At 67.1% G+C, this 9,707-nt stretch carries 9 protein-coding genes; 3 read left to right on the top strand and 6 right to left on the bottom strand.

All coding sequences use genetic code 11. The features are described 5' to 3' along the window. Window positions 1-53: 53 nt before the first annotated feature. Window positions 54-908: a hypothetical protein gene (locus tag MTBUT4_RS13300; RefSeq protein ID WP_173980178.1), complete on the top strand. Its 855-nt coding sequence runs from the start codon at window positions 54-56 to the stop codon at window positions 906-908. A 394-nt stretch (window positions 909-1,302) separates the two neighbouring features. On the opposite strand, the gene MTBUT4_RS13305 is transcribed toward MTBUT4_RS13300, so the two are convergent. Beyond that, window positions 1,303-2,034 (bottom strand): hypothetical protein, encoded by a 732-nt coding sequence (locus tag MTBUT4_RS13305; RefSeq protein WP_173980179.1) that lies wholly within the window; start codon window positions 2,032-2,034, stop codon window positions 1,303-1,305. A 232-nt stretch (window positions 2,035-2,266) separates the two neighbouring features. Between MTBUT4_RS13305 and MTBUT4_RS13310 the strand changes: the two genes are divergently transcribed. Then, complete coding sequence (locus MTBUT4_RS13310) at window positions 2,267-4,579, top strand: Tex family protein (protein WP_173980180.1); 2,313 nt, start codon at window positions 2,267-2,269, stop codon at window positions 4,577-4,579. Then, window positions 4,576-5,817: an ABC transporter substrate-binding protein gene (locus MTBUT4_RS13315; protein ID WP_173980181.1), complete on the top strand. Its 1,242-nt coding sequence runs from the start codon at window positions 4,576-4,578 to the stop codon at window positions 5,815-5,817. The genes MTBUT4_RS13310 and MTBUT4_RS13315 overlap by 4 nt, the downstream gene beginning before the upstream one ends. A 120-nt stretch (window positions 5,818-5,937) precedes the next feature. On the opposite strand, the gene MTBUT4_RS13320 is transcribed toward MTBUT4_RS13315, so the two are convergent. The 5 genes from MTBUT4_RS13320 to rpsF form a co-directional block, all read right to left on the bottom strand. Next, window positions 5,938-7,170, bottom strand: coding sequence for a cyclopropane-fatty-acyl-phospholipid synthase family protein (locus MTBUT4_RS13320; RefSeq protein ID WP_173980182.1), 1,233 nt, complete (start codon window positions 7,168-7,170; stop codon window positions 5,938-5,940). Between the two features lie 153 nt (window positions 7,171-7,323). Beyond that, complete coding sequence (gene rplI / locus MTBUT4_RS13325) at window positions 7,324-7,887, bottom strand: 50S ribosomal protein L9 (protein WP_173980183.1); 564 nt, start codon at window positions 7,885-7,887, stop codon at window positions 7,324-7,326. A 1-nt stretch (window position 7,888) separates the two neighbouring features. Beyond that, window positions 7,889-8,824, bottom strand: coding sequence for a DUF2232 domain-containing protein (locus MTBUT4_RS13330; protein WP_173980184.1), 936 nt, complete (start codon window positions 8,822-8,824; stop codon window positions 7,889-7,891). 7 nt (window positions 8,825-8,831) lie between these two features. Continuing rightward, window positions 8,832-9,104, bottom strand: a complete 273-nt coding sequence (gene rpsR, locus MTBUT4_RS13335; protein WP_173980185.1) for a 30S ribosomal protein S18 — start codon at window positions 9,102-9,104, stop codon at window positions 8,832-8,834. Then, on the bottom strand, window positions 9,104-9,550 hold the full coding sequence (gene rpsF, locus MTBUT4_RS13340; protein WP_173980186.1) for a 30S ribosomal protein S6: 447 nt from the start codon (window positions 9,548-9,550) through the stop codon (window positions 9,104-9,106). The genes rpsR and rpsF overlap by 1 nt, the downstream gene beginning before the upstream one ends. Window positions 9,551-9,707 lie beyond the last annotated feature (157 nt).

Here is a 9,707-nt window from a genome sequence, read left to right on the forward strand (position 1 = left end):
CGCTCTAAAATGCCGTCACCGCTGTCGCAGTGTCAGTCCAAGGGGGTGCGCTGATGCGAATGAAGGGGTCGGCGTTTCTGGTGATTTCATGCCTGGCATTGCCCGCATTCGCCCGGGAGGAGCCGGATGTCTGCCCGGGGACCTTCCATTTCGGGCCCGAACACCCGGCTTGCCCGCCCCCGGCAACGCTGGCTTGGGTCGATTGCCCACATCGCTGGCCCTTGGATCCATCCAAGCGGTTGTTGTTTGCCCCCCTCTTTTACGAGTTCAGCTTCGACTGGCCGGACGTAGAACGTGACAATCTGGAGCGCCATCCCGAGGGCGCCCAGCTCTTCTGCGAGTACGGCAGCGACAGCGAGCGGCATTTGTACCGCCTCATCGTCGAGGTCCCCGGCCCCATTTCCCAATGGGGATGGCACAAGACGCCCGAGGGCGACGTGGTCGGCTGCCGCGTTCCCAAGGCTTTGGCCGCCAAGCCGCCGGTCACACACCTCATCGAGCCCATCACACGGAATGTCGCGTTGCTTGGGTTCCGCCTCGGCATGACCGCAGACCAGGTTCGACAACGCGCCGCCTCCGAAGGTTTTTCCACCCACGAAGCTGGTTCCGCCCGCCTGGCGTTGAGCCGGGCGTCCCAAAGATTGGAAATCGGTTTCGGCAAGACCGGCAGGGTGCGCGAAATCATCCAGGCATTGGGCGAAATGGGCCATTCGGACCAGGAAAAGGCGCTGGTGCTCCGGTTCGGGCTTGTACGTGACCTTTGGCCCCTGAAGCCGGATGAGCCCAAATATATGAATTGGCACAAGGTCGTGTGGGCATCACGGGACAGGACCGTCGCAGTGGAATACCATCCCGAGACCAAATTCGGTGACCCACCCGCGCTGCACCTCGTTGATCTGCGTCCGTAATCTGTACCATGAAATCCGTTTATCTCGGCCTTCTGCTCGGCGCACGGGCCTTTTCAAACGCACGGGCCGACACAGTCGTCGCAGCCTGTCCCATACAGTGGAAGTTCGGCAACCTCGCCCACCCGCTGCTGTACGGCCACGTGTCGGCGGGTTTCCAACATCTTGCTCCGGCAGAGGGTGACGAGCGGGAATGGCCCGGGGGTGGAATTGCGCGCTGGAGAAAATGGACTGACCCCATTTCCTGCCCGGCCACCGCATGTACCGCCAAGTCCAGCCTGCCATGGCAACACAGATGAACGCCGATAGGCTCAACCCGATGGAAGCGCCATCGCCCCAACGGGAGAAGCTGGGAGTGAGGGAATTGAGTGCAATGGCACCGTAATTCTGAAGTTAATTAGCTAATCCATGGAATAAAACGTTTAACGCTCTCAAAAATTACGCTCGCTATTAGGTTGATGGATGTGGCAGATGCTGCTGCGATAGCTAATGCATATAATGGATGCGATTTTATCCATTCATTAATTCGAAAATAAAGAGTCTTTTTGATGAGCCTTAGCTCTGCATCAATTGCAGGTAAAAAACCAGACCTAACTTGCATTGACTGTATTTTGCTCCTGCAGTTTCCGCATAGAGATGGGCGGTGCATAGAAAAAATAATGTCATACTTATTGGCGTTCATATCATATAGACATCCACGAATATCATCGTGGGGCCAAGTGTAGGCGTTATCCAGAGAGTGCCCGTCCGCCTCGTATATGGTTGCAAGTTCATATGTGTTCCGCAATATGAAGTTTTCAATGGTAAGGTTGGCTGATAGTACAATATCAGCCATTTCATATAAAGAAATGACGGCAATGTTACGAGATAGTGTGCGTATATAATAATTGCCCTCAAGTTTGGCGTTTATCAATGCAAGTGTAATATCGGATTGCTCGTCGTGTCGAACTATATTATTTAGCTGCACTTTTGTATATTCCCAGTTATTTCCCGCTGCATCTGGGAGGTGGTTGACTGAGGCGCCATGCCGAATCGTGAAGAGTTTGCTGGGCCATTTTTCAAGGCCCTGCATATTGACGGAGTGCTTCAGGCTTCCAAGTGGGACAATAGAAACTACGAGCTTGCGCATTTTTTATCTTGCCACTGACGGGAGTGTTTCGACCCTTTTGCCATAGCCGCAAGTGTAGTCAATAGGGAATTTTTTGAAAGGAGCGCCGAAAGTGCGCGTGTGCCAGGGCTGCTTAAGACGTCAATTCCCTATGGGCGCCCAAAGAGCCAGCCACGGTGTGACCGCCCCCCTTCCCCCCGCCGTGTTTCCGCGCTAAACCCTCGGGTCCCTGCCACCGATCCCGGGACCCCCGATGACCCTTCCTTCCATCGCCGCCCGTATCGCCGCCGAGCTCAACGTCCGTGAGGCGCAGGTGGCGGCGACCGTCGAGTTGTTGGATGGCGGCGCCACCGTGCCGTTCGTCGCGCGCTACCGCAAGGAGGCCACCGGCGGGCTGGACGATACCCAGCTGCGGACCCTGGAGGAGCGGCTGGGCTATCTGCGCGAGCTGGAGGAGCGCCGGACGGCGGTGCTCAAATCCATCGACGAGCAGGGCAAGCTGACGCCCGAATTGAAGCTCCTGGTCGAGGCCGCCGAGTCCAAGGCGCGGCTGGAGGACCTCTATCTTCCCTACAAGCAGAAGCGCCGCACCAAGGCGCAGATCGCCCGTGAACATGGCCTCGAGCCGCTGGCCGATGCCCTGCTGGCCGATCCCAATCTGGTGCCCGAGGCCGAGGCGGCCAGGTACCTGTCGGCCGAGGTGGCCGATGCCAAGGCCGCCCTCGACGGCGCCCGGCAGATCCTGATGGAGCGCTTCGCCGAGGATGCCGAACTGCTGGGCACCCTGCGCGACGAGCTGTGGAGCGGCGGCGTGCTGGTTTCCACCCTGGCCGAGGGGATGGCGGAGAAGGGGGCCAAGTTCTCGGATTACTTCGACTACCGCGAGCCCATCCGCGCCATCCCGTCGCATCGCGCGCTGGCGCTGTTCCGGGGGCGCAACGAGAATGTTCTGCATCTGAAACTCCTGACCCGGGAAGAGGCGGCGCTGCCCGAGGGCGAGGTTTTGCGCGGCCCGACGGCGGCCGAGCTGGCCATCGCCCATCGGTTCAGAGTGGCCGATCGCGGCCGGCCGGCGGATTCCTGGCTGGCCGACACCGTGCGCTGGGCCTGGCGGGTGAAGATTCACCTGCATCTGGAGTTGGAGCTGACCGGCCGCCTGCGCGAGGCCGCCGAGGAGGAGGCCATCACCGTCTTCGCCCGCAACCTGCGCGCCCTGATGCTGCAGGCGCCGGCCGGCATGCGCGCCACGTTGGGCCTCGATCCCGGCATCCGCACCGGGGTCAAGGTTGCCGCCATCGACCCCACCGGCAAGGTGGTGGAGACCGCCACCGTGTACCCGTTCCCGCCCAAGCAGGACGTCATGGGGGCGCTGCAGACCCTGGCGAGCATCAGCCGCCGCCATAACCTTGAGCTGGTGGCCATCGGCAACGGCACCGCCTCGCGCGAGACCGAGCGGCTGGTGGGCGAGCTGCTGGCCCGCCATCCCGATTTGAAGCTGCAGAAGGTGGTGGTGTCCGAGGCCGGCGCCTCGGTCTATTCCGCCTCGGCCCTGGCCGCCGAGGAATTCCCCGACCTCGACGTCTCGTTGCGCGGCGCCGTCTCCATCGGGCGGCGGCTGCAGGACCCGCTGGCCGAGCTGGTCAAGATCGACCCCAAATCCATCGGCGTCGGCCAGTACCAGCACGACGTCAACCAGACCCGCCTAGGCCGCTCCCTCGACGCGGTGGTGGAGGATTGCGTCAACGCCGTGGGGGTCGAGGTCAACACCGCCTCGGGCCCGCTGCTGGCCCGCGTCGCCGGCCTCAGCCCGACGGTGGCGGCCAACATCGTCGCCCATCGCGACGCCCACGGCCCCTTCGCCCGCCGCGCCCAGCTGAGGCAGGTGGAGCGGCTGGGGCCGAAGGCCTTCGAGCAGGCCGCCGGCTTCCTGCGCATCCAGGGCGGCTCGGACCCGCTGGATGCCTCGGGCGTCCACCCCGAGGCCTATCCGGTGGTGGAGCGCATCGTCGCCGCCACCGGCCGCAGCGTCGCCCAGCTGGTGGGCGACGGCGCCTTCCTGCGCAGCCTGGACGTGCGCCGCTTCACCGACGAGCGCTTCGGCGAGCCCACCGTGAAGGACATCCTGAAGGAACTGGAGAAGCCCGGCCGCGACCCCCGCCCGGAGTTCAAGACCGCCGCCTTCAAGGACGGGGTGGAGCGCATGGAGGACCTGCAACCCGGCATGGTGCTGGAAGGCGTGGTCACCAACGTCACCAATTTCGGCGCCTTCGTCGATGTCGGCGTGCACCAGGACGGCCTGGTCCACGTCTCGGCCCTGGCCGACCGCTTCGTCAAGGACCCGCACGAGGTGGTCAAGCCCGGCGACGTGGTGACGGTGAAGGTCATGGAAGTGGACTTGAAGCGCAAGCGCATCGGCCTCAGCATGCGCAAGGGCGAGGCCCCGCCGCCGCGCCGCGACCAGCCGGCGGCGGCCCCGGCGCCCAAGGCACCGAAGCAGGCTCCCGCCGCTCCGGCGGGGCAGGGGGCGCTGGCGGCGGCGTTCGCCAAGGCGAAGGGGAAGCGATGAAGCGTCTGCGCCATGTCCTTTGCGCCCTGATCCTGGCTTTGTCGCCCGGCGCCGCCTCGGCGCTGCCGGCCGGCTCGGGGGCCAGCGACCCGTCCATCGTCATCGGCATCGTGGCGACGCTGACCGGGCCGGGCGCCATCGGCGGCCAGGACCTGGTGGACGGCTTCAACCTCGGGCTCAAGCAGCTGGGCGGGCGCTTCGGCAATCAGGAGGTGCGGGTGGTGGTGGCCGACGATCGCGGCTCGCCCGACACCGCCCGCCAGCAGGTGCGCCGCCTGCTCGAGCGCGAGCGCCTGGACGTGGTGCTGACCGGGGTGTCGCTGCCGGCCATGGCGGCCATCGTCAAGCCGCTGGTTTCGGCCAGGCTGTTCGTGGTCGGCCTCGACCAGATGCCGACGGAGCTGGCGGGGGCGGAATGCAGCCCGTGGCTGTTCTCGGTAGCGCCGCAGGCCGATGGCGTGCACGAGGCCCTGGGCCAGCTGCTGGCGGCGGAGCGGGTGCGCCGGCTGGCGGTGGTCGGCCCCGACCGCCCGGGCACGACCGAGGCGGTGGCGGCGCTGAAGCGCACCTTTCCCGGCGAGGTGATTGCAGTGCTGAGGCCCAAGCCCGGCGCCACGCTGTTCTCCGCCGAGCTGGCCCATATCCGCGAGCAGGCGCCCGATGCCGTCTACAGCCTGCTGACCGGCGGGGTGGGCGGCGCCTTCGTGCGCGCCTACGCCGGATCGGGCCTGAAGGTGGAACGGCCGCTCTATGTGCCCTGGCAGGCGGTGGAACGGCCGCTGCTGGCGGCCATGGGCGATGCCGCCCTGGACGTGGTCAGCATCGCCGCCTGGAGCCCCGATTTCGACCTGCCGGCCAACCGCCGCCTGCTCGGCGATTTCGAATCCGAATTCGGCCGCCCCGCCACCAGCTGGGTTGCCCAGGGCTTCGACGCGGCGCTGCTGCTGGACGGGGCGCTGCGCGCCACCCACGGCCGCACCGGCGATGCCGAAACCCTGCGGACCGCCCTGCGCCGGGCCGAGTTCGCCTCGGTGCGCGGCGGCATGCGCTTCAACACCAACCACTTCCCGGTGGTGACGCTGGTGGCGCGCAAGGTGGTGAAGGATGCCAAGGGCCGGCTGACCCACGAGACCCGGACCACGGTGCTGAAGGACTGGCGCGACCGCCACGCCGCCGAATGCCCCATGCGCTGGGCCGAGGAACCGGCGGCCGCGGCGGCGCCGGTGAAGAAGCCCTGACCTCGCTCCCTCCCTCCCTCCCCCTTGTGGGGAGGGTTGGGGTGGGGGGAACCGCGTTGATGCTGGAATGTGCGGCTTCACCCCACCCCCAACCCCTCCCCATCAAGGGGAGGGGAGTGTTCACTCCGCCGCCCGCCGTTCCGCTCCCGATTCCAGGCGGCGCTCGGCCTCGACCATGTAGTCGCGGGTCAGCGGCAGCACGTCGCGGCGTTTGGCCATCTGCAGTTGGAACACCATCAGCGACAGGCGGCGGAAGCCCACCTCGGCGGCGGCCAGATAGGCCTCCCACATGCGGCAGAAGCGTTCGTCGTAGAGGTCGGCGGCCTGCGCCCGGTTGGCGAGGAAGCGCTCGCGCCAGGCCCGCAGGGTGTCGGCGTAGTGCAGGCGCTGGATTTCCAGGTCGGTGGCGAGCAGATCCGAACGTTCCACCGCGCGCAGCACCTGGCTGCAGGACGGGGTATAGCTGCCGGGGAAGATGTGCCGGCGCATCCACGGATGCGAGCCGCCGCGGTCGAATTCGCCGATGGAGTGGAGCAGGGCGATGCCGTCCTCGGCCAACACCTCGTGCACCTTGCGGAAGAAGGCGCGATAGTGGAGGCGCCCGACATGCTCGAACATGCCGACCGAGACGATGCGGTCGAAGCGCCCCGAAAGCTTGCGGTAGTCCATCAGCTCGAACCGCACCCGCCCGGCCAGGCCGGCCTCGGCGGCGCGCCGCCGCGCCACCCCAAGCTGCTCCTCGGACAGGGTGATGCCGACCACCTCGACCTCGGACATGCGGGCCAAGGCCAGCGCCAGGCTGCCCCAGCCCGAGCCGATGTCGAGCACCCGCTGCCCGTCGGCCAGCGCCAGCTTAGCGGCGATGTGGCGCTGCTTGGCCGCCTGCGCCGCCTCCAGCGACATGCCGGCCTCGGCGAAATAGGCGCAGGAATAGTTCAGATCGGAATCGAGGAACAGCCGGAAGAGATCCCCGCTGAGATCGTAGTGGCGCGACACCCGCCGGCGGGCCAGCTGGGCCGGATTGTAGTTCTCCCATAGCAGCGCGAGGGTGCCGGCGGCGCGGTAGAGGCGGTGCCACGGGCTGGACCCGCCTTCGGCCAGATTGAGGGCGCAGACGTCGAGCAGGTCGTAGATGCCGCCCTCCTCGACCACCAGGGTGCCCTCGGTGAAGGCCTCCAGCAGGTGGTAGTGGGGCGAGCGGGCGATGCGGCGGGCGGTCCCGGGATCGGTGACGCGCACCACCGCCCGCGGCGCAGAATGGTCGCCGTAGTCGCGGCTGCGCCCCTCGTGATCGACGACACGCAGCGACTGGCGCCGGATCAGGCGCGTGAACAACAGGTCGAGAGGGTCCATGGCACGTCCCCGTCAGGGTTTCCCGGGGACGAGATGGGGCGCGGCGGGCGGCGGATACAGCCGGCCAGAGGATAGGGGGGGGCAGGACGCACGAAGGGCGGCGGAAGGGGAACCCCCTCCGCCGCCCTGCGGCGAACGTCAAATACCGGAAGGCTAGACTTCCGCGTCGGCCTCGGCCTCGGCGGCGTCGTCGGCGCCGTCCTCGGCCGGCATGTCCTCGGCCGGGGCTTCCTCGGCGGCCTGCGCGGCGGCGGCGGCGCGTTCGGCCTCCTCCTGCGAGCGGGCGACGGTGATGTTCACGGTCACCGAGACTTCCGGATGCAGGGCGACGCGGATCGGATACGATCCCAGGCTCTTGATCGGGTTGTCCAGGTTGACCTGCTGGCGCTCGACGGTGAAGCCGGCGGCCTTGATGGCGTCGGCCAGATCGCGGCCGGAAACCGAGCCGTAGAGCTGCCCGCCTTCACCGGCCTGGCGGACCATCAGGACCTTGAGGCCGTCCATCTTGGCGGCGACCTTCTCGGCCTCCTCGCGGCGCTTCAGGTTGGCGGCCTCGAGCTGGGCGCGCTGCTTGTCGAAATAGGCCAGGTTCTCCTTGCTGGCGCGCAGAGCCTTCTTCTGGGGCAGCAGGAAGTTGCGGGCGAAGCCGGGCTTCACCTTCACCACCTCGCCCATCTGGCCGAGCTTCTCGATCCGTTCGAGCAGAATGACTTCCATCTTATCCCTCCATGCCGCCGCCGCTGTCCGGGCGGCGGAATCGCGTCGTCACGTATCTCGCCAGCCCCAGCCCGACGACGGCGAGTGCCGCCCATCCGAAGGCCAGGACCAGAATCGCATAGACCGCCGCGAGGATCAGCCTCGCATTGGCCCGGCCCGCCGTCCATCCGTGGATGGCGGCAAGGCCCAGGAAACCGAACGGCACCAGCGTCACCACGAAGACGCTCTGCGCCACATACCCGGCGTCGCCGCCGGCAAAGCTCACCATCCCGGCCGCGGCCGCCAGCACCGCCAGCCAGTCGGGCAGCCACAGCTGCCGATAGGCCGGGCTGGGCCGGCGGTTGCGCCCCAGACGCACCAGCAGCCCCTGGGCCGCCGCCGCGTTGATGACCGCCATGGCCAGCCACGACGACACCACCATGGCCGGGAACAGCGGCGTCCACCATTCCACCGCCTGGCGGCGCGCCTCGGCCGGCACGTCGGGGGCGAAGGCCTCCAGCATGCGGCCGACGGTGTCTGCGATCCAGCCCCGCACCCCTTCGGGATGGGATGGGACCAGGATCGCGCCGGCCACCACCAGCAAGGCTCCCAGGGCCGCCAGCCAGGCCAGAACCAGGCCCGGCGGGTACCATTCCCGCGACCCGTCCGCGGCTTCGCGCCACAGCAGGGCCCGGCTGCTCACCACCAGCGCCGGCAATCCCGCCACCACGGCGAAGGGAAGCAGCGAGGCGATGTCCGCCGCCGCCACCACCGCCGCCGCGCCGGCCGCCACCGCCGCGAAGGCCGCCGCCGATCCCAGGGCCAGCCCGGTCATCAGCAACGGCAGCGGCGCGACGTAGGACAGCAGGATTCCGGCCGCCAGGCCCTTGGCCAGGGACAGGAACAGGACCGCCGAAAGCAATCCCGCCGCCAGTGCCAGGCCGAGGTCCCGGACCACTGGAGCCTTACTTCACCACGTAAGGCAGCAGGCCGAGGAAGCGGGCGCGCTTGATGGCCTGGGCCAGTTCGCGCTGCTTCTTGGCCGACACCGCGGTGATGCGGCTGGGCACGATCTTGCCGCGCTCGGAAATGAAGCGGCTCAGCAGCTTGGTGTCCTTGTAGTCGATCTTCGGCGCGCCCTCACCCGTGAACGGGCAGGTCTTGCGGCGGCGGAAGAAGGGGCGGCGGGCGCCGCCCGAAGCGGCGCGCGGCCGCTCCGCGGTCTTGCCGTCGTTCATCATTCAACTCCCTCGGAACGGCGCGGACGGTCCTCGCGGGGACGGTCGTCGCGGGGGCGGTCTTCCCTGGGGCCACGGTCGCCGAAGCCGCGATCTTCGCGGCGGGGGCGGTCGTCACGGCTGTTCTTGGCCTGCATCATGGCCGACGGGCCTTCCTCGAGCTCGTCGACGCGGATGGTGAGGTAGCGCAGGACGTCCTCGCTGATGGACATCTGGCGCTCCATCTCCTTCACCGCGGCGGACGGCGAGTCGATGTTGAGCAGCACGTAATGGGCCTTGCGGTTCTTCTTCACCCGGTAGGCGATGTTGCGCAGGCCCCAGAATTCCTTCTTGGAGACCGTGCCGCCGCCCTGGGAGATCACTCCCGCCATCTCGTCGACCAGAGTCTCGACCTGCGGGGCCGAAACCTCCTGGCGCGCGAGGATCACGCATTCATACAAAGCCATTCAATCTTCCCTTCTGGCTTTTCTCTTCCCGCGACGGACGACGATTCGCCCGGCGGGCATAGCCACCCAACCAGGACAGGCGGGGCGGCAAGGGTTTTGGAAGCGCGGGACTATACACGAATCGGCAGGCGATGCAAGCCGAAGCGGGGGGCGAAGC

Source organism: Magnetospirillum sp. UT-4, from assembly GCF_902729435.1.
Lineage (GTDB): Bacteria > Pseudomonadota > Alphaproteobacteria > Rhodospirillales > Magnetospirillaceae > Magnetospirillum.

What these genes read in the sequence shown, in the direction of transcription:
- rplI (WP_173980183.1), bottom strand. Translation starts at nt 7,887, where the DNA reads ATGGAAGTCATTCTGCTCGAACGGATCGAGAAGCTCGGCCAGATGGGC.
- rpsF (WP_173980186.1), bottom strand. Translation starts at nt 9,550, where the DNA reads ATGGCTTTGTATGAATGCGTGATCCTCGCGCGCCAGGAGGTTTCGGCC.
- MTBUT4_RS13310 (WP_173980180.1), top strand. Translation starts at nt 2,267, where the DNA reads ATGACCCTTCCTTCCATCGCCGCCCGTATCGCCGCCGAGCTCAACGTC.
- MTBUT4_RS13315 (WP_173980181.1), top strand. Translation starts at nt 4,576, where the DNA reads ATGAAGCGTCTGCGCCATGTCCTTTGCGCCCTGATCCTGGCTTTGTCG.
- rpsR (WP_173980185.1), bottom strand. Translation starts at nt 9,104, where the DNA reads ATGAACGACGGCAAGACCGCGGAGCGGCCGCGCGCCGCTTCGGGCGGC.
- MTBUT4_RS13300 (WP_173980178.1), top strand. Translation starts at nt 54, where the DNA reads ATGCGAATGAAGGGGTCGGCGTTTCTGGTGATTTCATGCCTGGCATTG.
- MTBUT4_RS13320 (WP_173980182.1), bottom strand. Translation starts at nt 7,170, where the DNA reads ATGGACCCTCTCGACCTGTTGTTCACGCGCCTGATCCGGCGCCAGTCG.
- MTBUT4_RS13305 (WP_173980179.1), bottom strand. Translation starts at nt 2,034, where the DNA reads ATGCGCAAGCTCGTAGTTTCTATTGTCCCACTTGGAAGCCTGAAGCAC.